The following is a 23251-nucleotide window of genomic DNA, read 5'->3' as shown; positions in this document are numbered from 1 at the left end:
CTTGCTAGTCGCCTGCGGTGCCGTAGAGGCGGTCGCCGGCGTCACCGAGGCCGGGCACGATGTACGCATTCTCGTCGAGCCCCTCGTCGACGGCCCCGAGCACGAGTGTTACCTTGCGGTCGCCCGCGGCCTCACGAATCACTTCAACGCCCTCGGGCGTACCGAGCACGCAGATCGCGGTCACATCGTCGGCGCCGCGATCAAAGAGGTACTTGATCGCTCCGGCGAGCGAGCCACCGGTCGCGAGCATCGGGTCGAGTACGAAGCACTGCCGGCCCGCGAGCGATTCGGGCAGCCGCTCGGCGTATGTGGTGGGCAGAAGTGTTTCTTCGTCGCGCACCATCCCCAAAAAACCGACCTCGGCGGTGGGCACGAGGCGCACCATGCCGTCGAGCATGCCGAGGCCAGCACGCAGAATCGGCACGATGAGCGGCAACGGTTCGCTCAGGTGCACGCCCATCGTCTTCGCGACGGGCGTCTGAATCTCGATGGGGTCGACGCGCACTTCACGCGTTGCCTCGTACGCGAGCAGCGTCATGAGCTCGTCGATCAGCAGCCTAAACGTGGGCTGCGGGGTGTTCTCGTTGCGCAGCACGGAAAGCTTGTGGGTAATGAGCGGGTGGTCCGCCACGAAAACTCGCATGCGGCCTATTCTATTCGTGTGACCTTAATCCCTCCATCAGATTTTGAGCTCGCTGCCATGAACCTCGCGCTCGATGCCGCCCGCGAGGCCGCGGCGAGCGGCGAGGTGCCCATCGGAGCCGCGGTGCTGGGGCCAAACGGCGAGCTGCTCGGCTTGGGCCGCAACACCCGCGAGCATGTTCCGGATCCCACCGGCCACGCCGAGGTACTCGCGATCCGGGCGGCGTGCGCCGCCCGGGGTGACCGAGTGTTGAATGACTGCACACTTGTCGTCACACTCGAACCGTGCGTCATGTGCGCGGGCGTGATTCTCGCCGCACGGGTGCCCACGGTGATCTTCGGTGCGTGGGATGCGAAGGCAGGTGCGGCGGGGAGCGTATACGACCTGCTGCGTGATGGCCGGCTGCCGCACCCCGTGCCGCAGGTGACAGCAGGGGTGCGCGAGGCCGAGTGCGCGGCGCTGCTGGAGGAGTTCTTCGCCCAGCTGCGCTAGATGCCCCCTCACTCTTCTGCGTGGGGTTCGACAGCTTGTATCATTCTGCGCGAGCGTCGACCGCAGCACGGCGCAAGAAAAAATATGCGCGATAAGTTCCGCTTCTGGCACGGTGTTAAGCGGAAGTAGTCGCGCATATTTTTTGTATGGGGCTGGGAATATGGCGTTGACAGAATCCGTGGTGGGCTCGGCTCGTGCTTTTCAATCATCAATCATGTTTTAAGCATCAAAGTTCTGCAAAAACTGCTGCTTGAAGCGTGATCGATGTTGTTGGGGTGTGGACCCTGCGACTCCTTCGTCGCGCAGGGTGACGTGGGTGGGCCACTTGCCTACGCGAGCGCCGCCACCGTCACGGGCGTGTGCGTAAACGTTACCCGCACGGTGTCACCGGGGCGAAACACCAGCCCCGAGTCGTGCTGCGATGCGATTTCAGTGCCGTCGGGCAGCTGTACGACCGTGCGACGAATTGACCCGAGAAACCCGCTCGAAATGACGACCGCGTCGAGCTCGTCACCGGCGCCGAGCGTGGCCTCGAGAATTACGTGTTCGGGGCGCACAAACGCGGTCACACTCGCGTGTGAACGCACCGCTTCAAGACCGAGTGCGGGCAGCCGTGAACCGTGCACAAGCACGTCAGTGCCGGCCACGGTCGCGGCGATCCGGTTCGAAAGCCCCACAAAGTCAGCAACGAACGGCGAGACGGGGCGGCGGTACAGCTCCTCAGGCGTGCCGAGTTGGGCGATGCGGCCGCCCTCCATGACGGCGACTCGGTCGGAGATCGCGAGCGCCTCCTCTTGGTCGTGCGTCACAAACACGGTCGTAATGCCGAGCTCGGTTTGGATCGCGCGAATCTGGTCGCGCAGCCGCACACGCACTTTTGCGTCGAGCGCAGACAGCGGTTCGTCGAGCAGCAGGGCGCGCGGTCGGGTCACAAGTGCGCGCGCGAGCGCGACGCGCTGCTGCTGGCCTCCCGATAGCTCGTGCGGGTAGCGGCCGGCGAGGCCGTCGAGGCCCACGATCTCGAGGATCTCACCGACCCGGCGGGCGCGCTCGGCCTTCGCGATTTTGCGCATTGATAGCCCAAACTCGACATTGCGAGTGACGGTGAGGTGCGGAAACAGCGAGTACTGCTGAAACACCATGCCAATGTCACGGCGGTTCACGGGCACACCCGTGACATCTTCACCGCCGATGAGAATGCGCCCACCCGACACTTCCTCGAGCCCGGCGATGCATCGCAGGGCCGTGGTCTTACCGCAGCCGGAGGGTCCGAGTAAGCAGACTAACTCGCCCGGCTCGAGCGCAAGATCGACCCCGTCAAGCACGGTTGTCGCGCCGTACGATTTGGATACCTGCTGTAGTTGGACCGTTGATCCGGTCGCGGGGGTGAGTTCATGACTGGGCACGTGACGGGTCCTTCAGAGTGAGGGCGGCGGTGTCGGTGACGGGGAGTGCGCGCCGGGCGCGACGCTTGGATCCGGCCCCTCCAGCAGAGCCGGTTGCGCTCACGAGTAGCAGCACGACAAACGCGCCAATGAGCGAAAGCAGAGAGACGATCACCGCAACGAACGGGTCGGATTTTGAGATTTGCAGCAGCGCGGTCTGCAGCGTCGTGCGGTTGAGTAGCGACGACACCGTGAACTCGCCCAGCACGATGGCAATCGTGAGGAGGGACGCCGCGAGCAGGCCACGGCGCACGCCGGGAGCAATGACGCGCACCAGCACGGTGCCCCAGCCCGCTCCGAGTGAGCGGGCAGCTTCGGCGCGCACGCGGGCGTCCATGCCGTGCAGGTCGGCGACGATCGCGCGGTACGCGAACGGCAGCACGAGCACGCCGTACGCGAGCGCGAGGGTCCACACAGCCGAGCCGATCGTCTGGCCGATGACGCGGTAGATGGGAGCGAAACCCACGACGAGCACGATGGCCGGGATCGCGATGGGCAGCACCGTGAGCAGGTCGAGGGCACGCTGGAGTTTAGGAAATCGCAGGTGCACCCACACGATAGTCGGAAAGAACAGCCCGAGCATGATCACGAGGGTGACGGCCGCAAGAATGAACGAGTTCGTGAGCCCCTGAAACAAAACCCGGTACTTGCGGGCCTGCTCGGGGTCAAAGAGTGCCGCCCAGTGCTCGAGACCGTAACCGCCGGTGTTCTGTCGCAGCGTGAACTCGAGCATCGCGAGGAGCGGAATCAGAAAGATGCCACCGATGATCGCAATGACGGTGTAGGCGACACCGCGCGACGGGCGGCCGGGAACGCGGGCGCTCATGATTGCCACCGCGCAGCTCGTGCCATGAGTCGACCGTACACGATCATCGCCACCGTCATGACGATGATCATGCCGAGGGCGAGCACACCGGCCGTCGAAGCCGTCGAAGCGCCGGTCTCGCCGATTAGGGCCGCACGAATCTGCAGCGGCACGATCTGCGAGCCCTGGCTGATCAGCGCCGCAGCTGTCGCGTACGACGAGAACGCATTTGCAAACAGCAGCAGCAGCGAGCCAAGAAAGGCGGGCGCGAGCACAGGAACGCCGACGCGCAGCCAGTACGAGCGACTCGAACCGCCCAGCGTCGCAACGGCTTCAGCCCACCGCGGTTTGAGTGCTGTCACCGCGGGCAGGAACGTGATCACCATAAGAGGCACCTGAAAGTACAGGTAGGGAAGAACCAACCCGGGCAGTTCGTACAGCCACACGCCCTCGGCGAAAATGTCGATGCCGAAGTGGTCGCGCAACACCACGGTCACGAGACCCTGAATGCCGATCGTGGCGATGAATGCGAATGCGAGCATGACGCCGCCAAACTGGGCGAGCACAGAACTCGCTGAGTCGATGACTCGGCGTAGCACTGAGGTTTCGGGGAGCGCCGCCAGCGCCCAGCAGAGCACAGCGCCGATGGCAGCACCGACCACCGCGGTGAGAGCGCTCACCCAGATGCTGGCAGTAAACGCCGAAATGGTTTCGGGCGCGATGAGCACCCGCAGCTGTGTTAGGGAAAAGGCGCCGTCACTAAAAAAGCCGCTGCCAATCGCGAGCAGCGTGGGGACGGCGAGAAAGAGCAGTATGTAGACGGCGAAGGGGGCGAGCCCGAGTGCCGCAGAAAACCGTTTCACAATCACAAAGCGTGTGCGGGTACGGGGCAGGCCCCGTACCCGCACGTCACGCTATTTGACGACCGCGGCCCAACGCTCCGCAAGAAGCGCGTTGGCGGTTTCGGTCTGTGCCTCGGTGGGGGAGACCCAGTCGGCGCTATTCGTGCCGAATGTGGCCTGTTCGATGAGCGCCTCATCTGCGGCGCCCGCCTCCTTCAGCGCATCCACGCGCACGGGCACTGCGTTCGCTTCGAGGTAGAGGGCCTGCGCCTCGTCCGAGAAGATGAACTCCTGCCACAGACGTGCTGCTGCGGGGTTCGGGGCATCTTTATTGATGGCCTCGTTGTAGAACGAGACGTAGGCGGGGCCGTCAAACACCATGGTCTCCCAGCTGGGCTTGTCGGCCTTTGCCGCGACATTGTTGAACGACCAATCGAACACCGCGGGGGTCTCGCCCGAAGCGATCGTGGCTGGGGTCGGGTCGAGAGTCAAGAAATTACCCGCGGCTTTCAAATCAGACACGAAGTCGACGCCGGGGCCGAAATCGTCCATGCTGCCGCCGTTCAGTAGGGCGAGCCATCCGACCGCGGCGAAGGCCGCGCCCGCTTGTGTCGGGTCGCCGTTGATCGCAACGGCTCCCTTGTAGTCTGCGCCGGTGAGGTCTTTGAGTTCCTTCGGCTCGGGCAGCTTGTCGGCGTCATACCCGAGCGACATGATGCCCGAGTAGTTGTTCACCCAGAGGCCGGTCGATTCCTTATTGCTGTCGGGAATGTCGTCCCATGTCTCGACCTTGTACGGGGCAAACATATCGAGGTTCTCGAGTGCGACGGCGGTCCCCAGATCAAACACGTCGGGAGCGGTGTCTTGTCCCTTGAGGTTTTGTGCGGCCTGAATCTCTTCGGCGCTCGAGGCGTCGGGCGACGCCGAGTTCACGGTGATGTCGTACTTATCTTCAAACGCGGCAATGATCTTGCCATAGTTGGCCCAGGTGTCGGGCAGCGCGATGACGTTGAGCTGCCCCTCGTCTTGGGCTGCCTTCACCAGCCCGTCGAGGCCGCCGAAGTCTGCCGCACTGGTGGCGGTGGTGGCATCGACGCTGCTACCAGAGCCGCCGGCATCGCCTGACCCCCCAGAGTCGCTCGAACAGCTGACTAGCGATCCGCCCAACACGAGCGCGGTCGCAACAAGCGCGGTAGAACGGAGAATTGCACGTGAGTTCACGATGAATTCCTTTCTCAGAGATGGGAGATACCCGCGGCGACACTGCCAACAACGCGGCCGGGGCGTTCGCTTCGAGCCTAGCCAGCTCGTGTGTCCAGCGCGACACCTGCAATGAATCAAATGGTAACGAGTGGGTTACATACAAAAGTCCTCGGGCGCGGTAAGGCGCCCGAGGACCGGGGTGTAGCGCGGTGTTCGCCGCGAAGCTAGTCGCTCGACAGCATCACGATCGAGCTCGTTGAGGGGGTGTCGGCATTGGGATCCATGTAGATGTCGGGCTCAAGGTAAATGACCTTCGCCGCAGGCACCGCCTTGCGCACCCGCCGCTCGGCGAGGTTCACAATCGCCGACACCTCGTGCATCGTCGCCGACGCGTTCACATCGATCTTCGCGCCCACCATAAACTCGTCGGGGCTCAGGTAGAGGGTCTTCATGTGGATGATGCGCCCAATGTCTTTCGACTCGAGCAGCGCCGCCTCAATCTTTGCGACGTCTTCTGCGCTCGCACCCTCGCCCACCAGCAGGCTCTTCACCTCGATACCAACGACGAACGCGACGATCACCAGCAGCACACCGATCGCGACGGTCGCCGCGCCGTCGAACACGCTGTTGCCGGTGAGCACAGTCAGCCCCACACCAGCAAAAGCGATCACGAGACCCACGAGCGCGGCGAGATCTTCAAGTAGAACGACGGGCAACTCGGGCGCCTTCGACTCCTTAATGAAACGGCCCCACGTGCGCGATCCCTTCAGCGGGCGGCTCTCGCGCACGGCGGTGCGCAGCGAGAGACTCTCGAGCACAATCGCGATCGCAAGCACGACGAGCGGCAGCCACCACATCTCGAGCGGGTGCGGCTCACGAATCTTCGCAATACCCTCGTAGATCGAGAACACGCCGCCGACCGAAAACAGCACGATCGCCACCACAAACGCGTACACGTAGCGCACACGCCCATACCCAAACGGGTGGGCGGCGTCGGCACCCTTCTTCGCACGCTTATTGCCGAGCAGCAGGAGCAGCTGGTTGCCCGAATCGGCGAGGGAGTGCACACCCTCTGCCAGCATCGAAGACGAACCAGATAGCGCCCACGCAATGAACTTCGTGATCGCAATACCCATGTTCGCAAGAAACGCCGCGATGATCGCTTTACTGCCGCCTGACGCGCTCATGTTCAGATGCTCCCTCGAATTCTGGCTCGGTGTAGCCAGTCTACGATGCACAGACCGTGCGCGGCGGCATGCTGACTCTTGCCATCGCCGCGTCGCTCTTAGACTGGGCCCGTGACCACATCAACAACGCAAGATTCAGCCAGCACGCTGCCCCGCACCGCCATGATTGGGGTCGGCTCAATGGGCGGCGCCATCCTCTCGGGGCTCACCGCCCCCGGGATCCGGATCCCCCTGCCCATCACCGTCACCACCCAGTCGGCAGCAAGCGCCGCAGCCCGCGCCGAAGCGGGCCGTGTCGTAGCGCTCGCCGCCGAGACCGACCCAGAAGCGAACCGCGCTGCGGTGCGCGGGGCGGGCCTCGTGATTCTGGGCGTAAAACCGTGGCTGATTCATGATGTGGTGCGTGAGATCGCGGGCGATCTCACGCCTGGCACCGTGCTCGTGAGCGTCGCGGCGGGCGTTACGAGCGCGAGCATTGAGGCACTCGTGCCAGCGGGCGTCGCGGTCGTGCGCGCCATGCCCAACACGCCCTCCCATATCGGCCGCGGCATGACCGGCGTCGCGGGCGGAGTGACCGCCCGGCCCGATGACGTGGCGCTCGCATGCGCCCTCTTTGCGACGGTGGGCGAGGTGATCGAGGTCGCCGAAGCACAAATCAACGACGTCGCCGCGGTCTCGGGCTCGGGCCCGGCTTACTTGTTTCTTTACGCCGAGCACATGATCGCGGCGGCCGAGCACCGCGGGTTCACGCCCGAGCAGGCGCGCCTGCTCGTACAGCAGACGCTCGTAGGCTCGGCCGAACTGCTCGCCCAGAGCGATGACGAGCCCGCGCAGTTGCGCCGCAACGTGACGAGCCCCAAAGGCACGACGGAGCGCGCCATCGAGGTGCTGCAGGGCGACGACTGGGGGGCGCTGTTCGATCGCGCGCTCGCTGCGAACGTGCAGCGCTCAGAGGAGCTCGAGGGCGCGTAGCGGCCAAGCTGCGTACGCGGCCTGGAATGATCCGGATCAAACAGCAAAGCCCCCGCTCGCGCGGGGGCTTTGCTGATTCAGAGGGACCGACGGGAATCGAACCCGCATTCTTTGCTTGGGAAGCAAATGTCTTACCACTAGACGACGATCCCAGAGTTCGCCTCGATATCGAGACTGGCGCTGGCGCCGCACCAACTATAGCAGTTTGGGGCGACGCCGCGCGCGACGTGAATTAGGGCGCGTCGCTACTGGCAGACAGCGGTTTTGGTGAGTTCGGCTGCCTGGTCTTCGACGCTCCAGGTCAGCTCGGGGCCAAAACCTTCTTCGGCGGCGATAGCGGCCAGCTCGAACGCGAGAGCCTTGATGAAGGCCGCGCCCGCAGACGAGTTATTGACCGCGACAACGACCGAGAAGCCGGTACCAGGGTCGTGGTAGGCGGCGGTGAGGGTGCCGGTGATGGCGCCCGAGCGGCCGTACAGCGGGCCGACCTTTTCGGCGCCGAACGCCCACTGGCGGCCGTCGGCGGGCGGCTCCTCAGTCGGGTTGCCTTCCTTGTCGCGCTTGGGGTTGTCCGTGGGGATGGTCTCGGTGACGAGCGACGCGTATTCGCCGCCAAACGTGCCACCGACGAAGTGCTCGTAGAAGTTCTTGAGGTCGGTCACCGTGGTCACGGTCGCGCCAGCCCCCGACAGCATTGAGGGAGAAACCTCGGGTACCGAAACGGGTTCGACGTCGCAGACGGGGCTGCCGCCGGCCGCGGGATAGGTGAGGCCCGCGAGCGTATCGCCCGCTATCGTCGTGCTCGAAAGATTGGGATAGTACGAGGCGCCCATGCCGGCCTTGGCAAAGACTCGATTCTTGAGAATGTCGGTGGGCTCGGTGCCCAGCTCAACCCTGAGCACTCGCTCGAGCAACACAATGTTGGTGTCTGACTGGTGCATGTTGAGCCCCGGCCACGACATCGGTGAGTGAGCGAATCCCTGAGCCAGGAGTTCTTGCGCTGGCCAGAACCGCGTGGGGTTGTTCGCATAGATGTCGGCGAAACCCTTTTTGAAGTCCGCGAGCCCCGAGCGCATGTCGCAGAGTTCGCGGTACGTGATGTCTTCGATGCCCGACTGGCGGGTGAGATCCTTGGAGATCTGGCGATCGAGGTCAATGCGGCCTGTGTCAGCCAGATCGAGCAGCAGCGCACACATGACGGGCTGGGTCGCCTGAGCGCCGCGAATCTTCGTGTTCGCGCTGACCCCGTCACCGTAACCGCGCACAAACGACTGATCGCCCTCGCCCCACACACCAACGACGGCCTCGGTTGAGCCGCTGAGTGTCATCGCTTGAGCTACCGCATCGTTAATACGGGTCGCCGCTGAGTCAGAGACGGTTGAGGAGTCTGGCACTGCCTTGGCGGTCGTGTCACTAGAGCAGCCGCTCAGCAGCAGGGCAGCAGAAGCCACCATTGCAACCATTGCAAAACGACCTCGGTGTGCAAGGTTCGAAATCAAATTCGTCCGCCAATCAACGCTTCGAATCCACGCCAGGTGAATAAAGACAAAACAACGGGATTCTACTGGGCGGGGCTGAGAAGAATCGGCCGGAGGGGTGAGATTCGCGCGAACAGTGCCCCCGAGCCCTGCAGAGTGCCTAGAATACAAGGTGTGACGAACTTTGCTGAAGACGTAATTGCCGGGGTGACCGGACACATGAATGGTGACCATGCGGAGGACAACCTGCTGATCGCCCGCGCTTTCGGGTACCCCGAGGCGACGGGAAGCACGATGGTGGGCGTCACGGGTGAAGCGGGCGTTTGGCGCGTTACTGACGCCGCAGGCGACCACGAACTGACCGTACCCTGGCCCAACGCGCCCCTCACGGAGCGCCCCGAGATTCGCAAGGCAGTGGTGCTTGTGTACCGTGCGGCGTGTAAGACGCTGGGCGTCGAGGCGCGTCAGGAGCACGAGGGTGAGATCGCCAGCTCGCACGGCGTCGATGATGCGCAGGCTGGTCATGGACACGGTGGTCACGGCCATGGCGCGCACGGCGGTCACGGACACGGGCATGGCGCGCACGGCGGTCACGGCGGCGGCAACCCGCACGCGAGCACCGAGGAATACGCAGAGGGCGAGAAGCCGTTCTCGGTCGTGGTGCGCGAGAGCTCGTGGGGTGACCACTCCGACAGCGAGGGCGCCACGTTTATGGAAGACATCATGCGTGGCAAGGCGACCAAGCAGGACTACATTGACCTGTCGGCGCAGCACTACTTCATGTATGAGGCGCTCGAAGCTGCGACGGCGCAGTATGCAGACAACGCGACGATGGCCTCGTTCCACCGCTCAGAGCTTGAGCGGCTCGAGACGCTCAAGGTCGACCTCGAGCACCTGCTCGGTGCTGACTGGGCAGACAAGATCGCACCCGTCCCGGCTACGGCCGCTTACGCTGCTCGTATTCGCGAGGTCGCAGCTGAAGGTTGGGTCGCCGGCATCGTCGCGCACCACTACACCCGCTACCTCGGTGACCTGTCGGGCGGCCAGATCATTGCCCGCCGCGTGTCGAAGCAGCACGGCCTCGAGAAGGCGGGCGTCTCGTTCTACGATTTCACCGCGCTCGGCGCGCTCGACGAGTTTAAGAACGAGTACCGTGGTGCGCTTGACGCCCTCGGGGCGACGCTCGCTGCCGATGAGCAGCAGCGCATGCTCGACGAGGTGCGCGCGGCATACGGCTTTAACACTGCGGTGTTCGTCGATCTGGGCAGGGCGAAGGCAGCCGCGAACGCGTAACGGTCTAAGCGCCCGTCATCGGGCGCCACACAACACAACGGCCCTCGGGTGCAAGCAGTCTCTGCAATCTTGCACCCGGGGGCTTGTTTGTTTTGGGTCGATCCGGATCAGCGCCTAGCCGGTGCTTAACCGACCTAGGGGCGCGCGGCGCGCTCGTGCATGAACCGCACCACGTTGGGGTCAACGATCACGTCGCGTGGCTGCAGGGGGCGTGCGAGGTAGAGCCCGTCGAGTGAGCGCACCCGACTCAGCGCAACGTAGGTTTGGCCCGCGCTGAACGCGCGCGGGCCAAGGTCAATGTTGGCGGCGTCGTACGTGTGCCCCTGGGACTTGTGCACGGTGACTGCCCAGGCCAGGCGCAGCGGAAACTGCTCAAACTCGGCCACAACCTCTTTCTCGAGCTTCTTTGTTTCAGCGTCGTAGCGGTAACGAAACCGCTCCCACGTGGTCGGTTCGACCTCGAACTCTTCGCCGTCAACCTCAACCCACACCGTGCCTTTGACCCGTGACACGGTGCCAATGGTGCCGTTGACCCAGCGCCCGTCGGGGTCGTTGCGCAAGAACATGACCTGAGCGCCGGGCTTCAGCTCGAGCACCTCGTCGGCGGGGTATGTGTTCTCCTTGAACTCGCCGGTCACCTCGGCCACCGCCTTCAGCGCGGAGCCGCGAATTTCGGCGAGCCTAGCCGCATTGATGCGGTTGACGGTTGCATTGGTGGTGGCGAGGGTGATCACGTCGCGCGGGGCGGGGCGTGCGCCCGCCGCGTTCAGCTCGCCGGCCTGATCGACGTCGACGACACCAAAGCGCACGGCCCCGAGGATCTGTTTGAAGCGATTGTCGCTCTGCCTGTGTACCTCGGTGAGCTCGATAGCTGCGAGCTCGGTTTGCTGCCAAACCTTCGCGTCGAAGAACCAGAGGGAGCGGTACGTATCGTGAAAGTAGGCGCGCTCGTGGGGGTCGCGCGGCGGCACGGGTGGTAGCTGAAAGGGATCACCAAACATGATGATCTGCACACCACCAAAGGGATCGTGTCGCTTGCCGCGGGCCTGGCGAAGCGAACGGTCGATCGCGTCCATGAGGTCGGCCGACACCATGGAGATTTCGTCGATGACGAGGGTGTCGATGGCGCCGAGTAGTTTCTTGAGTTCGGCGGGCTGATCGAGTGTGTGATCCGCGATCACGCCGGTCGGTAGACGTAGCAGAGAGTGGATCGTTTGCCCGCCGACGTTGAGGGCGGCTACGCCGGTGGGCGCGCACACGGCGATCGACTTGCTCGTGTTCCATGCAAGGTGGTTCAGAATGGTCGACTTGCCGGTGCCGGCTCGCCCGGTCACGAAGACGTGTTCGCGGGTGAGCTCGAGGCGTTCGTAGACGTCGAGCTGTTCGGGGGAGAGGGAGGGGCGGGCCACCTCATAAGGGTACCGTCGACTCTCGGTTCTAAAAATATGCGCGACAAGTTCCGCTTTTGAACGTCTCGTAAGCGGAACTTGTCGCGCATATTTTGTGTCAGCGAGCGCACGGCTTGATCCGGAGCTTGGCCCGATCCGGGGCTTTGGAAGACCCCGTGCCGAGATTATGCCGCAGGCAACTTGGTGTGGTGTGCCTTGACGGGCAGCAGCAGGAGTAGGCCCGCGAGCAGCACGAGGGCGATGCCGAGGATGCCGTAGAGCGCGGTGCCGCCGAGGGCGACCGCGACGGTGAACGCGCCGGGTGCGAGGAACGAGACTGCGCGGCCCGTCGTGGCGTAGAGGCCGAAGATCTTGCCCTCGCGGCCCGCGGGAATGAGGCGCGACAGGAACGAGCGGCTCGCCGACTGCACCGGGCCGACAAAAATGCACAGCACGAGCCCGAACACCCAGAACACCCAGGAGCCGAGCGGGGCGAGCACGAACACGAGCATCGCGGCCACGACCATGAGCAGGATCGACCACACCATGATCGCCTTCGCTCCGATGTGGTCTTCTGCGTAACCCGCGATGATCGTCGCGAGGCCCGCGACGATGTTGGCAGCGATCGCGAAGATGATCACAGTCGTGGGGTCGAAGCCAAAACTCAGGGCCGCGATTACGCCGCCGAACGTGAAGACGCCAGCGAGCCCGTCGCGAAACACGGCGCTCGCCACGAGAAACACGAGGGTCTCGCGAGCGTTCTTCCACAGGTCGGCGACGAGCCTAAAGAGTGTGCCGTAGGCGGTGAGAATGCCGCGCATGCCCGGTTTACGAGCGGGGTCTGCCTGAATTTCGGGCACCGCAAAGAACACGGGGATCGCGCTGACGGCGAACCACAGCGCAGCCACGACCATGGCGACGCGCACGTTCCAGCCGTTCTCGGGTGTGACGCCAAACCAGCCCTGCTCGGGGAAAATGAACCCGACGAGCAATATCGCGAGCAGTACGATGCCGCCGAGGTAGCCCATGCCCCAGCCGAAGCCCGAAACGCGGCCCACGTTTTTGTTGGTGGAGACCTGTGAAAGCATCGCGTTGTAGCTGACGCTCGCGAACTCAAAGGCGACGTTGCCGACCGCGAGGAGCACGAGTCCGAGCATGAGGAACTGCTGCTCGGGCGCGACGAGCACCAGCAGGGCTGTGCAGGCCACGACGACGGCCGTATTGACGCCCAGCCACAGCTTGCGCTTGCCAGCCGCGTCAGACAGTTGCCCCGTGACGGGGGCGAGCAGAGCAACTGCGATGCCCGCGATAAGGAGTGCGGTGCCGAGTTTCGCTGAGACGATGTGCTCTGGGCCGAACGCCTCTTGCGTGATGTAGACGCTGAAGACGAACGTGGTGACAACGGCGTTAAACGCTGCCGAGCCCCAGTCCCACAGTGACCATGCGAAGACCGTACGCTTCTTGATGGGGTGCGCTGCCGGGGTGCCGATGCCGCCAGGATCGCTGGGGCTACCGGGCAGTGGGGCGGGGTTCGCGGGGGCGTGCTCGCTCATGGGGCTAAGCGTATCGGGTGTCGCGCAGGAGGGTGCGTTGTGGCCTGGGCTGTCGTTCCTCGGGGAGAATGGGTTGCGAGTCTGAAAGTTGAGTGAGACTCGCTCAAGTTTTGTCAACTCGACTTGACTCTCGCTGAGCGTTTACTAAACTTGAGTCCATCGGGCTCAATCTCGGTGAGCGGTCCAAGCAGGGGCCAGTATGCCGAGATGAGTGACCACAAGACCAGGCGCACACTGCGCCCCAGCGTTAAACAAATTAAGGAGCTACGTATGTCACGTGCAGTTGGTATTGACCTCGGCACCACGAACTCGGTTGTTTCGGTTCTTGAGGGTGGCGAGCCCACCGTCATTGCGAACGCCGAAGGTTTTCGCACCACCCCCTCGATCGTTGCCTTCACGAAGGACGGCGAGGTGCTCGTAGGCGAGACCGCCAAGCGCCAGGCCGTCACCAACGTCGACCGCACGATCGCTTCGGTGAAGCGCCACATGGGCACTGACTGGAAGACCGACGAGATCGACGGCAAGCGCTACACCGCACAGGAGATCAGCGCGCGCACGCTCATGAAGCTGAAGCGCGACGCCGAGACCTACCTGGGCGACAAGGTCACCGACGCGGTTGTGACCGTGCCCGCGTACTTCAACGACGCCGAGCGCCAGGCAACGAAGGAGGCCGGTGAGATTGCGGGCCTCAACGTGCTGCGCATCATCAACGAGCCCACTGCCGCGGCCCTCGCCTACGGCCTCGACAAGGGCAAGGAGGACGAGCTGATCCTCGTGTTCGACCTCGGTGGCGGCACGTTCGACGTCTCGCTGCTCGAGGTGGGCAAGGACGACGACTTCTCGACCATTCAGGTGCGTTCGACCTCGGGTGACAACCGTCTTGGCGGCGACGACTGGGATCAGCGCGTTGTGGACTGGCTGATCACGCAGTTCAAGAGCTCGACCGGTGTTGACGTGTCGAAGGACAAGATTGCACTGCAGCGCCTCAAGGAGGCTGCAGAGCAGGCGAAGAAGGAGCTCTCGAACTCGATGAGCGCCCAGATTCAGCTGCCGTACCTCTCGCTCACCGAGAACGGCCCCGCGAACCTCGACGAGACGCTCACCCGCGCCAAATTCGAAGAGCTCACGAAGGACCTCCTCGAGCGCACCCGCAAGCCGTTCCAGGACGTCATCTCGGAGGCGGGCGTGAAGGTCTCTGAGATCGCACACGTCGTGCTCGTAGGTGGCTCGACCCGCATGCCTGCTGTCACCGAGCTCGTGAAGAGCCTCACCGGTGGCCAGGAGCCCAACAAGGGCGTCAACCCCGACGAGGTTGTGGCCGTTGGTGCTGCGCTGCAGGCTGGCGTACTGAAGGGCGAGCGCAAGGACGTTCTGCTCATCGATGTGACCCCGCTGAGCCTCGGTATCGAGACCAAGGGTGGCATCATGACGAAGCTCATCGACCGCAACACGGCTATTCCCACCAAGCGCAGCGAGACCTTCACGACGGCTGAGGACAACCAGCCTTCGGTCGCAATCCAGGTGTTCCAGGGCGAGCGCGAGTTCACCCGCGACAACAAGAATCTGGGCACGTTCGAGCTGACCGGCATCGCGCCCGCTCCCCGCGGCGTGCCGCAGGTTGAGGTCACGTTCGACATCGACGCCAACGGCATCGTGCAGGTGTCGGCGAAGGACAAGGGCACCGGCAAGGAGCAGACGATCACGATTTCGGGTGGTTCGACTCTCTCGAAGGACGACATCGAGCGTATGGTGCGCGAGGCTGAAGAGCACGCTGCAGAAGACAAGAAGCGCCGCGAGTCGGCTGAGCAGCGCAACAATGCTGAGCAGCTCGCGTACTCGGTCGAGAAGCTGATCTCGGAGAACGAGGACAAGCTGCCCGAGGACGTCAAGACCGAGGTGCAGGGCGACCTCGACGCGCTGAAGCAGGCTCTGGCCGGCGAAGATGACGACGCGCTCAAGGCAGCTGCAGACAAGCTCGGTGAAAGCCAGGGCAAGCTGGGCGAGGCAATCTACGCCGCCGCACAGGCTGAAGCCCCCGAGGCTGGCGCCGAAGAGTCGAACGATGACGACGTTGTTGACGCCGAGGTCGTTGAAGACGACGAGGAGAAGAAGTAAGCATGACGAACGAGGAACAGCACAACGGTGACGTTCCTGCAGCAGGGTCGGAGGCAAATGCCTCCGGCCCTGTGCCGCAGGAGGGCGACTTCACGGTAGAGGACATCTTGAACGCTGAGCAGAACGCTGACGCGGCCGATGCTGCTTCGGGCGCATCAGATCAGGTGCCGGATCAGGGCGAGAACGGCGGCGGCGACGAGTCATCTGCGAGTGACGCCGAGAACCCCTACCTCGAAGACCTGCGCCGTCTGAGCGCAGAGTACGCGAACTACCGCAAGCGCACCGAGGCAAATGCCGCGGTCGAGAAGCAGCGCGCAGTCGCGGCGGCCGTCTCGCCGATGCTGTCGGTGCTCGACGACCTCGACCGCGCCGAGCAGCACGGCGACCTCCCCGAGGGATCGGCGTTCGCGACGATCGCGCAGAAGCTGCGCGGCACGCTCGAAAAGCTCGGCCTCGAGAGCTACGGCGAGAAGGGTGAAGCCTTCGACCCGCAGTTCCACGAGGCGATTGCCCAGGTGCCGGTGCCCGGCACTGAAGAGCACACGGTTCTTGACGTAATCGAACGGGGCTACCGGATCGGCGAAGTCGAGCTGCGCCCCGCCAAGGTCGCGGTGGCGGTGGGGGCTGATGGCTAGTCAAGATTGGCTTGAGAAAGACTTCTACAAGACGCTGGGTGTGCAAAAAGGTGTCACCGATGCAGAGCTGAAGAAGACCTATCGCAAGCTCGCCCGCAAGTATCACCCCGACTCCAACCCGGGTGATGCCGCCGCCGAGGCGAAGTTCAAGGAGATCAGCGAGGCATACTCGGTGCTCTCTGACGCAGAACAGCGCTCTGAGTACGACCAGATTCGTGCCATGGGCATGGGCGGCGCCAGGTTCACCTCGGGTGGCGGCGGTGGTCAGGGCTTCGACGACATGTTTGGCGGCATGTTCGGCGGCGGCGCTGGTCGTGGCGGCCACTACGGTGCACAGGGCGGCGGCCAGGGGTTCGAAGACATCTTCAACATGTTTGGGGGCGGCGCACGCGGCCCCCAGCCCGGCCGCGACGTGCAAGCGTCGACCACGCTCGACTTTGAGACCGCAGTCAGCGGCGACACTGTCACGCTGCAGGCTCCTACGGGCACCGTCAAGGTGAAGATTCCCGCGGGCGTCGCAGATGGCCAGAAGATTAAGGTGCGTGGCAAGGGTGAGCCGAGCCCCAATGGTGGCCCGGCAGGCGACCTGATCCTGACCATCGCGGTGCGCAAGCACCCGGTGTTCGAGCGTGATGGCCAGCACCTGCGCCTCAAGCTGCCGGTGACCTTCTCGGAGGCGGCGCTCGGGGCAACAGTAGAGGTGCCCACTCTTGGTGGCGCGCCGGTCAAGCTGAAGATTCAGCCCGGGACTCCGAGCGGCCGCGTGCTGCGGGTGAAGGGCCGAGGCGTCACCAGCTCGAAGGGCGTCGGCGACCTACTCGCCGAGGTTCAGGTGGTTGTGCCCAGCCACCTGTCTGACGCGGCGCGTGAGGCCCTCGAGGCGTTTCGCGCGGTCGAACCGAGCGAGAACCCCCGCGAGGATCTGCTGGCCCGCTCACACGGGTAGGCGCGGGCGGGCGGCCACACGCCGCCCGCCCCCCCCAAGTTTTACTGCAACACCCGCTGCACAGCGAACGGAGAAGGCACATGGCGCACGAGCAGCTCGACCGCTACACCCCGGTCTTTGCGATCGCCGCCGCCGCAGGCCTCGCCGAGATGCACCCCCAAACCCTGCGGCAGTACGACCGCATCGGGCTCGTGTCACCGCAGCGCACCCGCGGCAACACCCGCCGCTATTCACTGCACGACGTTGCCCAGCTGCGCGAGGTGGCCCGGCTGTCGGCCGAGGGCCTCAGCCTCGAGGGGATCCGGCGCGTGTTTCAGCTCGAAGCGCAGGTGCGCGAGCTTGAGACGCGCGTGCGCGATCTCGAACGCGCGCTCACCGAAGAGCAGCTTCGGCGCCCAGACAGGCGGGTCTTTGCCGCCGGATCCGCAGGCGGCGAAGTCATCACGCTGCACCGTGGCACGCGCGTGCGACGCGCGGCCGAAGTTGTGGTGTGGAAGCCGTGAGCGCGGCCGCGGCACCAGAGCCTACGCTGCCCGACATCGAGGCGTTCTGCGCGCAGCTCACGCGTGACCCTGACTTCGACGCCGACGAACTGCGCGCCTACGACGCGACCGATCTGCTGCTGCTGTCGGACGCTGCCGGTGTGCTGCGCGACATCGCGGCGCGTTCACAACGCGGCCCAGGCGAGCTCGTGATCATCGGCGACCGGCACGGCGCGCTCACGCTCGGGGCGGCGGCGCTTCTGGGGTCGCTCCGGATCCGCACTCACCAAGACCCCGTGCTCGCCGAGCGCGCCCTCGCGTCGAACGCGCAGCGCTTAGACTCCGATCACGCCGCGGGAGCGCAAGGTGTAGATTCTGGTCATTCTGCGGGAGCGCGACGTTCAGGTTCTGGTCATTCTGCGGGAGCGCAGCGTTCAGGTTCTGGTCATTCTGCGGGAGCGCAGCGAGTCGCAGAATCCACCTTCACTGAGGCCTACCAGTCGCACGAGTTGGGCGCGGAGCTCTTGACCGGGGCAAAACTGGTGCTCGTCCAGTTGCCGCGCGGGCTCGAAGCGCTCACCGAGATCGCGTGGGCGATCGCGCGCTACGCCGACCCTAACGTGGTGGTGCTCGCTGGTGGCCGAGATAAGCACATGAGTCGCCGCATGAACGAGGTCCTGGCCGAGCACTTCACCGACGTCACAGCGGGCCTCGGCTGGCGTAAGTCGCGCGTGCTCACCGCGACGGGGTCGCGCGGTGCCGGTAGGGCTAACACTGGCGGTGCTAGTGCTGGTGGTGCTACTGCTGGCACCGACGGCTCCGCCCCCTTTCCGAAGTGGGGCAGCGACCCCGCGCTCGAGTTTCAGGTTGCGGCGTTCGGGCAGACGTTTGGCGGCCCCACGCTCGATCACGGCAGCCGGCTGCTGTTGCAGACGCTGCGCAGCGACCCGCCGCGGGGACTAGGCGCTCCCGCCGCGCAATCATCAGACCCTGCTGAGCTGGGCGAGCGCGGCGAGCTGGGCGGGCGAAGCGAAAAGCCAGGCGTCACACCTGCCGACGCGGCGACCCCGTACAGCGTGGTTGACCTGGGGTGCGGCAATGGTGTGCTCGCAGTGTCGGCGGCGCTCGCCTGGCCGGGCGCACGGGTGACGGCGACCGACCAGTCGGCCGCCGCAGTGAACGCGACCCGGCTCACGGCAGAAGCCGCAGGGGTCGGGCACCGCGTCACCGTGCACCGAGGCGACGCACTCGAAGCGGTGCCAACCGGCGCCGCCGACCTGATCTTGCTCAACCCGCCGTTTCACACCGGTGCAACCGTGCACGCGGGCGTCGCGCACCGGCTCATCAGGTCATGCACGCGCGCGCTCGCGCCCGGTGGTGAACTGCGCATCGTATTTAACTCACACTTGCGATACCGACCGCTCGTCGAGCAAGTGATCGGCGCAACGAGAGAGCTCGCGCGCGACCGCACGTTTACGGTGCTCTCAGCCGTCAAACGCTAACCCACGCAGGCGCTCGCATCGAGGGCTCCTTGTTAGAGTTGCGCCGATAGAGCACTTGTCATTCTGCGCCGATAGAGCATTTGTCATTCTGCGCCGATTGAGCATTTGTCATTCTGCGCGCAGTCGCAGAATCCAGGGTGGGTCCTGCGACTCGCTGCGCTCGCGCAGGACGACAGGTGAGGCTGTGGCGCGTGGGCGTGCAGGACGACAGGTGAGGCTGTGGCGCGTGGGCGTGCCGGACGACGGGTGAGGCTGTGCCCGTGGGCGCGCAGGACGACAGGTGGGGCTGTGGCGCGTGGGCGTGCAGGACGACTTCAGCAGCTACTGCGCTGCAGATTAACCGGCTTGCGCGCCGCCGTCGGCAGAGCCGACATCGTCGGTCTGACCACCGCCAGCACTAGCAACATCAGCGCCAGCAGCACGAGCGGCGCGGTCGCGCCCGCGAATCAGGTCGCCCACCGTGAAACGGTGCGAGCGCCGACCGTAATCGTCGGCCGTGATGCCGCTCAAGAAGATTCCGGGATCGACTTCGAGTGCCGTCGCCAACCGCACGAGTGATTCGGCGGTGGGGCTCGAGTCGCCGCGTTCGATCTTGCCGATGTTGGTCCAGCTGATCTCAGACAGCTGCCCAAGGTCTTCGAGCGAGATACCCAGCTTGCGGCGCACAGCCCGAACACGGCCACCGATTTTGAGCGCGGCAGCAGACTTGGTTTTGGGCATGACATAAGACTGACGGGATCAAGCTAACACCACCAGCCCGTTACCACCCAGGTGGTTTGCACCTAGTATGTTTGCACCCAAAGTGTTTACGCACACTGATGGCGATCCGGAGCCTCTCAAAACCCGATTGCCACCTTTTGCGCAGATTGTAAGCGACCCATCAATACACTGGAGCCTGTCTGAAATTGCGTGCACCGAGACATTAAGGACCCAGAACTTCGTGAGCCAAGCTACCCCTCAGCGACCGATGCGTATTCTGCTCGGCTGCGACACGTTCTTGCCCGACGTCAACGGTGCGGCGAGGTTCGCAGAGCGCCTCGCAGCGGGGCTCGTGAGCCGCGGCCACGACGTGCACGTCGCCGCGCCTTCGAAGACGCACGCCACCGCGGGCACGTTCATCGAAACGATCGAGGGCGAGCAGATGACCGTGCACCGGTGGGCGAGCTGGCGCTGGTACCCGCACGACTGGCTACGATTCGTGCTGCCGTGGCGGGCGCGCCCGCAGGCGCGCAGGCTGCTCGACCGGGTGCGGCCCGACGTGATCCACATTCAATCGCACGTGATCATTGGGCGCGCGCTCGCGATCGAGGGCCGCAAGCGTGGCATTCGTATCGTGGCGACCAACCACGTGATGCCCGAGAACGTGCTCGACTTCACCCTGCTGCCCGAGCGCGCCAAGCGCGTGTTCGTGCGCTGGGGCTGGCGCGCCGCCGACCGCGTGCTGCGCCTCGCGTCTGCCGTGACGACTCCCACGCGTCGCGCCGCCGACTTTCTCGAGCGCAACACGCACCGACGTGGTGTGCTGCCGGTGAGCTGCGGGCTGCGCGCCTCTGACTACGATTCGGTCGTGGGCAAGCGCACCGAGAACAAGATCGTGTTTGTGGGCCGCGTCACCCTCGAAAAAGAGATTGACGTGATCTTGCGCGCGCTGCCGCGCCTTGACCCTGCCCTTGCGGCCACGTTCACTATCGTCGGTGACGGTGACCAACGTAAGAGTCTCGAGAAGCTCACCGCCGAGCTGGGGATTGCCGACCGCGTCACATTTACGGGCCGCGTGTCTGACGCCGAGCTGCGCGCACACCTCACGGGCGCGAGCGTGTTTGTGATCGCCTCGATCGCCGAACTGCAGTCGATCGCCACGATGGAAGCGATGGCGTCGGGCCTTCCCATTATCGCTGCCAACGCGATGGCCCTGCCACACCTGGTGCACGAGGGCGAGAACGGCTTTCTGTTTCAGCCCGGCAACGACCGTGAGCTCGCAGACCGCATCACGACCGTGCTCGAGTACGAGCCCGCCGAGTACGAAGCGATGCAGCGCGCATCGCTCGAAGCCGTCAAGGTGCACGACATCGACCGCACGCTCGACACGTTCGAAGCGCTCTACCGGGGCCAAGAGGTCACACGCTAATGCACGTGCTGATCGTCACCGACCAGCACCCCGATTCGCTCGGAGGTGTGCAGGTGGCGATCCGGCTGCAGCGCAAGTACCTCGAGCGTCTGGGGCACCGCGTCACGGTCGCGGCCCCGGCTCTGCACCGGGCGGGGTACGAAACGTCGGCTCCGGATCGCGCCGCCTACATCGACCTGCCGTCGCGGGCGATCACGCGTGACCGCGAGTACGGCATGTCGTGGCCCAGCGCCCGCACTGACCGTGCGCTTGCGACGGCGCTGCGCGCCCTGCCGCCCGTCGATCTCGTGCACGTGCAGGGCGACTTTTGGGGTGCAATGATTGGGCTGCGTGCAGCGCGCGGGCTGGGTGTACCGGTCGTGCACACGATGCATAATCACGTTGACGAGGGCACCCGTGCGGTAACGCCCGTGCCGGGGCTCGCTGCGCTCGCGTTCGCGGGGCTGCGAGGTTGGCGCACGCTCGCTCTCGGTCGCGTGCGCGGTGGTGGTGCAGGTGCTGTTGGCGCTGCTGCGGCGCGTGGGGCGTGGCGCTACCTCGCCGAGCTCGCGGCAGAGGCTGCCGTCGTCACGGCGCCGTCGCAGCACTTCGCGGCGCTGCTTGAGGCACGGGGTGTGTGCTCCCGAGTGCTCGTCACCCCGGGCGGTGTCGACGATGAAGCAATCGAGGCCGCCCGCGCGGTGCCGCGCACGGCCCGCGTACGCCCCAAGCTCGTGTGGCTCGGGCGCATGAGTCATGAAAAGCGCGTGCTCGAGTTTATTGAGGCTATCGCCCAGTCGGGCATTGACGCCGACGTCACGCTGCACGGGGCCGGCTTGCTGCTGCCGCGCGTGCGAGAGCGGGTCGCCGAGCTCGGGCTCACGAATCGGGTGCACCTCGCCGGCCCGGTGCCCTACGCGGGCGCGCTCGCGGCGATGCACGACGCCGACGCGCTCGTGCAAACGTCGATCGGGTTCGAGACGCAGGGGCTCACCCCGTTCGAAGCGGCCGCCCTCGGCACACCCACGATCTTCTGCGACCCAGAGATCGCACACGATGTCGCAGTGGCTCCCGCCTGGGTGGCTGGCGGCGGCACGGTCGCTGACCTCGCAGATGTGCTGCGCGCTGCGGTCGCGCAGCTCGCTCTGGGCGCTGGGGCAGGATCCGGATCGAAGGGGGATATCGAGCCGGGCCTCGGAGCTCCCGACGGCGCAGTTCCCGACGCCACGGCAGAGGGCACTTCCGCACCGAACAGGGTCGCGCCCGACGCGGGCAGCGCGTTCTTGCAGTCGCGGCGCATCGAGTTGATGCTCGAGGCCTACGAGATCGCCCTCAAGACCGTGCGTAGCTGACACCGGTCGAGGAAAGTAAAATATGCGCGACTAATTCCGCTTCTGGGCCAGCTTTAAGCGGAATTAGTCGCGCATATTTTTCGTGTACAGGGGTTAGAAGCGCCAGACGGCGGCTTCGAAGCCCGCGGGGGCCTGCGGTACCCAGTTTTCCTCTTTGCTCACGAGGCCCGAGCCGCCGGGGCTGTTCGACTGAATGATCGTGAACGTGCCGTCGCCGTTGACCTCGGTGATCATGACGGTGTGCACACCGGTGACCCATGACGAGGGGGAGGCCATGAACTCGTACTGAATGATGTCGCCGGGAGCGGCAGTCGCGAGGGTCATGCGGGTCGCATTGTTGTAGTTGGTGACGGGGTCGCCGCCGCCGGTCCAGGCACCGCCGCCCGCGCGGATCCAGCGCTGGGCAGACATAATGCACTCGCCGGGCTGGCTCCAGCCGGTGGGACGGCTCGTGCCGACCTCTTCTTCAGCGAGCGCGATCGAAGCCGCGACGTCGAAGCCCGAGGGGACCTCGGCGACCTCTTCGATAGCGAGAACAGAGTCGATCGCGACGCCTGCAAGGGCGTCGCCGTCGGTCGCGAGGGACTGTGCGACGGCCGCCGCGGGCAGCGCCGCAGAACTCGAAAAGTCAGTGACGGGAACCTCAGCGTACGAGGGTGCCGTGCCGAACGCGAAGGTAATGGAGGCTACAAACCCCACGACCAGTGCTTTGGCCTTGGCAGAAAACTTCACGTACTTTAACTCCTTGATTCCAACTGAAAAGCGCCGGGCCGTGGCCCGAGCGCCTCACCTAGTATGCGTTACCGTTCTG

At 64.9% G+C, this 23251-nt stretch carries 21 protein-coding genes and 1 tRNA gene; 10 read left to right on the top strand and 12 right to left on the bottom strand.

Annotated elements, in window-relative coordinates:
* Positions 1-4: 4 nt before the first annotated feature.
* On the bottom strand, positions 5-643 hold the full coding sequence (gene upp / locus ACXR2W_RS05955) for a uracil phosphoribosyltransferase (RefSeq protein WP_458813185.1): 639 nt from the start codon (positions 641-643) through the stop codon (positions 5-7).
* Positions 644-700: 57 nt separating this feature from the next.
* Between upp and ACXR2W_RS05950 the strand changes: the two genes are divergently transcribed.
* Positions 701-1135, top strand: a complete 435-nt coding sequence (locus ACXR2W_RS05950; RefSeq protein WP_458813474.1) for a nucleoside deaminase — start codon at positions 701-703, stop codon at positions 1133-1135.
* 329 nt (positions 1136-1464) lie between these two features.
* Here ACXR2W_RS05950 and ACXR2W_RS05945 read toward each other — a convergent pair whose 3' ends face one another.
* The 5 genes from ACXR2W_RS05945 to ACXR2W_RS05925 all read right to left on the bottom strand — a co-directional run bounded on the left by ACXR2W_RS05945 (position 1465) and on the right by ACXR2W_RS05925 (position 6617).
* Positions 1465-2541 carry an ABC transporter ATP-binding protein gene (locus tag ACXR2W_RS05945; protein ID WP_458813183.1) on the bottom strand — a complete coding sequence of 359 codons (1077 nt, stop codon included), beginning with the start codon at positions 2539-2541 and terminating at the stop codon, positions 1465-1467.
* Positions 2528-3406: an ABC transporter permease gene (locus tag ACXR2W_RS05940; RefSeq protein WP_458813181.1), complete on the bottom strand. Its 879-nt coding sequence runs from the start codon at positions 3404-3406 to the stop codon at positions 2528-2530. The genes ACXR2W_RS05945 and ACXR2W_RS05940 overlap by 14 nt, the downstream gene beginning before the upstream one ends.
* Complete coding sequence (locus tag ACXR2W_RS05935) at positions 3403-4254, bottom strand: ABC transporter permease (RefSeq protein ID WP_458813472.1); 852 nt, start codon at positions 4252-4254, stop codon at positions 3403-3405. Before ACXR2W_RS05935 ends, ACXR2W_RS05940 begins: the two co-directional genes overlap by 4 nt.
* A gap of 45 nt (positions 4255-4299) precedes the next feature.
* A complete protein-coding gene (locus ACXR2W_RS05930; RefSeq protein WP_458813179.1) occupies positions 4300-5448 on the bottom strand; it encodes an ABC transporter substrate-binding protein in 1149 nt (382 codons plus the stop codon).
* A 206-nt stretch (positions 5449-5654) separates the two neighbouring features.
* A complete protein-coding gene (locus tag ACXR2W_RS05925) occupies positions 5655-6617 on the bottom strand; it encodes a cation diffusion facilitator family transporter (RefSeq protein ID WP_458813177.1) in 963 nt (320 codons plus the stop codon).
* Between the two features lie 162 nt (positions 6618-6779).
* Here ACXR2W_RS05925 and proC point away from each other — a divergent pair, with 162 nt between their 5' ends.
* On the top strand, positions 6780-7589 hold the full coding sequence (gene proC, locus ACXR2W_RS05920; protein ID WP_458813470.1) for a pyrroline-5-carboxylate reductase: 810 nt from the start codon (positions 6780-6782) through the stop codon (positions 7587-7589).
* An 81-nt stretch (positions 7590-7670) separates the two neighbouring features.
* Here proC and ACXR2W_RS05915 read toward each other — a convergent pair.
* A tRNA-Gly gene (locus ACXR2W_RS05915) sits at positions 7671-7741 on the bottom strand.
* A gap of 93 nt (positions 7742-7834) precedes the next feature.
* Complete coding sequence (locus tag ACXR2W_RS05910) at positions 7835-9043, bottom strand: serine hydrolase domain-containing protein (RefSeq protein WP_458813175.1); 1209 nt, start codon at positions 9041-9043, stop codon at positions 7835-7837.
* Between the two features lie 198 nt (positions 9044-9241).
* Here ACXR2W_RS05910 and ACXR2W_RS05905 point away from each other — a divergent pair, with 198 nt between their 5' ends.
* Positions 9242-10360: a biliverdin-producing heme oxygenase gene (locus tag ACXR2W_RS05905; RefSeq protein WP_458813173.1), complete on the top strand. Its 1119-nt coding sequence runs from the start codon at positions 9242-9244 to the stop codon at positions 10358-10360.
* Positions 10361-10494: 134 nt separating this feature from the next.
* Here ACXR2W_RS05905 and ACXR2W_RS05900 read toward each other — a convergent pair whose 3' ends face one another.
* Both ACXR2W_RS05900 and ACXR2W_RS05895 read right to left on the bottom strand, forming a co-directional pair.
* A complete protein-coding gene (locus tag ACXR2W_RS05900) occupies positions 10495-11769 on the bottom strand; it encodes an ATP-dependent DNA helicase (RefSeq protein WP_458813171.1) in 1275 nt (424 codons plus the stop codon).
* Positions 11770-11933: 164 nt separating this feature from the next.
* The gene (locus ACXR2W_RS05895) at positions 11934-13301 is read right to left on the bottom strand and encodes an MFS transporter (protein ID WP_458813169.1); all 1368 of its coding nucleotides are present in this window, start codon (positions 13299-13301) and stop codon (positions 11934-11936) included.
* 270 nt (positions 13302-13571) lie between these two features.
* Here ACXR2W_RS05895 and dnaK point away from each other — a divergent pair, with 270 nt between their 5' ends.
* The 5 genes from dnaK to ACXR2W_RS05870 all read left to right on the top strand — a co-directional run bounded on the left by dnaK (position 13572) and on the right by ACXR2W_RS05870 (position 18981).
* The gene (gene dnaK, locus ACXR2W_RS05890) at positions 13572-15416 is read left to right on the top strand and encodes a molecular chaperone DnaK (protein ID WP_458813167.1); all 1845 of its coding nucleotides are present in this window, start codon (positions 13572-13574) and stop codon (positions 15414-15416) included.
* A 2-nt stretch (positions 15417-15418) separates the two neighbouring features.
* Positions 15419-16051 carry a nucleotide exchange factor GrpE gene (locus ACXR2W_RS05885; protein ID WP_458813165.1) on the top strand — a complete coding sequence of 211 codons (633 nt, stop codon included), beginning with the start codon at positions 15419-15421 and terminating at the stop codon, positions 16049-16051.
* Positions 16044-16997, top strand: coding sequence for a DnaJ C-terminal domain-containing protein (locus ACXR2W_RS05880; protein ID WP_458813163.1), 954 nt, complete (start codon positions 16044-16046; stop codon positions 16995-16997). Before ACXR2W_RS05885 ends, ACXR2W_RS05880 begins: the two co-directional genes overlap by 8 nt.
* An 80-nt stretch (positions 16998-17077) precedes the next feature.
* The gene (locus ACXR2W_RS05875; protein ID WP_458813161.1) at positions 17078-17500 is read left to right on the top strand and encodes a heat shock protein transcriptional repressor HspR; all 423 of its coding nucleotides are present in this window, start codon (positions 17078-17080) and stop codon (positions 17498-17500) included.
* Positions 17488-18981, top strand: coding sequence for a class I SAM-dependent methyltransferase (locus tag ACXR2W_RS05870; protein ID WP_458813159.1), 1494 nt, complete (start codon positions 17488-17490; stop codon positions 18979-18981). Before ACXR2W_RS05875 ends, ACXR2W_RS05870 begins: the two co-directional genes overlap by 13 nt.
* Positions 18982-19317: 336 nt before the next feature.
* Here the strand turns inward: ACXR2W_RS05870 and ACXR2W_RS05865 are convergent, their stop codons facing one another.
* A complete protein-coding gene (locus ACXR2W_RS05865; protein WP_458813157.1) occupies positions 19318-19701 on the bottom strand; it encodes a helix-turn-helix domain-containing protein in 384 nt (127 codons plus the stop codon).
* A 247-nt stretch (positions 19702-19948) separates the two neighbouring features.
* Here ACXR2W_RS05865 and ACXR2W_RS05860 point away from each other — a divergent pair, with 247 nt between their 5' ends.
* Together ACXR2W_RS05860 and ACXR2W_RS05855 are read left to right on the top strand one after the other, a co-directional pair.
* On the top strand, positions 19949-21109 hold the full coding sequence (locus ACXR2W_RS05860) for a glycosyltransferase (protein ID WP_458813468.1): 1161 nt from the start codon (positions 19949-19951) through the stop codon (positions 21107-21109).
* Positions 21109-22440: a glycosyltransferase gene (locus ACXR2W_RS05855; RefSeq protein WP_458813155.1), complete on the top strand. Its 1332-nt coding sequence runs from the start codon at positions 21109-21111 to the stop codon at positions 22438-22440. The genes ACXR2W_RS05860 and ACXR2W_RS05855 overlap by 1 nt, the downstream gene beginning before the upstream one ends.
* Before the next feature lie 93 nt (positions 22441-22533).
* On the opposite strand, the gene ACXR2W_RS05850 is transcribed toward ACXR2W_RS05855, so the two are convergent.
* The gene (locus tag ACXR2W_RS05850) at positions 22534-23172 is read right to left on the bottom strand and encodes a CHAP domain-containing protein (protein WP_458813153.1); all 639 of its coding nucleotides are present in this window, start codon (positions 23170-23172) and stop codon (positions 22534-22536) included.
* Between the last annotated feature and the right edge of the window lie 79 nt (positions 23173-23251).

Source organism: Leucobacter faecis (genome assembly GCF_054456695.2).
The sequence above is the reverse complement of the archived record's forward strand: the minus strand, read 5'-3'. Positions and strand labels throughout refer to the sequence as shown.

What these genes read in the sequence shown, in the direction of transcription:
- ACXR2W_RS05865 (WP_458813157.1), bottom strand. Translation starts at nt 19,701, where the DNA reads ATGCCCAAAACCAAGTCTGCTGCCGCGCTCAAAATCGGTGGCCGTGTT.
- ACXR2W_RS05910 (WP_458813175.1), bottom strand. Translation starts at nt 9,043, where the DNA reads ATGGTGGCTTCTGCTGCCCTGCTGCTGAGCGGCTGCTCTAGTGACACG.
- proC (WP_458813470.1), top strand. Translation starts at nt 6,780, where the DNA reads ATGATTGGGGTCGGCTCAATGGGCGGCGCCATCCTCTCGGGGCTCACC.
- ACXR2W_RS05950 (WP_458813474.1), top strand. Translation starts at nt 701, where the DNA reads ATGAACCTCGCGCTCGATGCCGCCCGCGAGGCCGCGGCGAGCGGCGAG.
- dnaK (WP_458813167.1), top strand. Translation starts at nt 13,572, where the DNA reads ATGTCACGTGCAGTTGGTATTGACCTCGGCACCACGAACTCGGTTGTT.
- ACXR2W_RS05875 (WP_458813161.1), top strand. Translation starts at nt 17,078, where the DNA reads ATGGCGCACGAGCAGCTCGACCGCTACACCCCGGTCTTTGCGATCGCC.
- ACXR2W_RS05940 (WP_458813181.1), bottom strand. Translation starts at nt 3,406, where the DNA reads ATGAGCGCCCGCGTTCCCGGCCGCCCGTCGCGCGGTGTCGCCTACACC.
- ACXR2W_RS05925 (WP_458813177.1), bottom strand. Translation starts at nt 6,617, where the DNA reads ATGAGCGCGTCAGGCGGCAGTAAAGCGATCATCGCGGCGTTTCTTGCG.
- ACXR2W_RS05860 (WP_458813468.1), top strand. Translation starts at nt 19,949, where the DNA reads ATGCGTATTCTGCTCGGCTGCGACACGTTCTTGCCCGACGTCAACGGT.
- ACXR2W_RS05885 (WP_458813165.1), top strand. Translation starts at nt 15,419, where the DNA reads ATGACGAACGAGGAACAGCACAACGGTGACGTTCCTGCAGCAGGGTCG.
- ACXR2W_RS05895 (WP_458813169.1), bottom strand. Translation starts at nt 13,301, where the DNA reads ATGAGCGAGCACGCCCCCGCGAACCCCGCCCCACTGCCCGGTAGCCCC.
- ACXR2W_RS05855 (WP_458813155.1), top strand. Translation starts at nt 21,109, where the DNA reads ATGCACGTGCTGATCGTCACCGACCAGCACCCCGATTCGCTCGGAGGT.
- upp (WP_458813185.1), bottom strand. Translation starts at nt 643, where the DNA reads ATGCGAGTTTTCGTGGCGGACCACCCGCTCATTACCCACAAGCTTTCC.
- ACXR2W_RS05880 (WP_458813163.1), top strand. Translation starts at nt 16,044, where the DNA reads ATGGCTAGTCAAGATTGGCTTGAGAAAGACTTCTACAAGACGCTGGGT.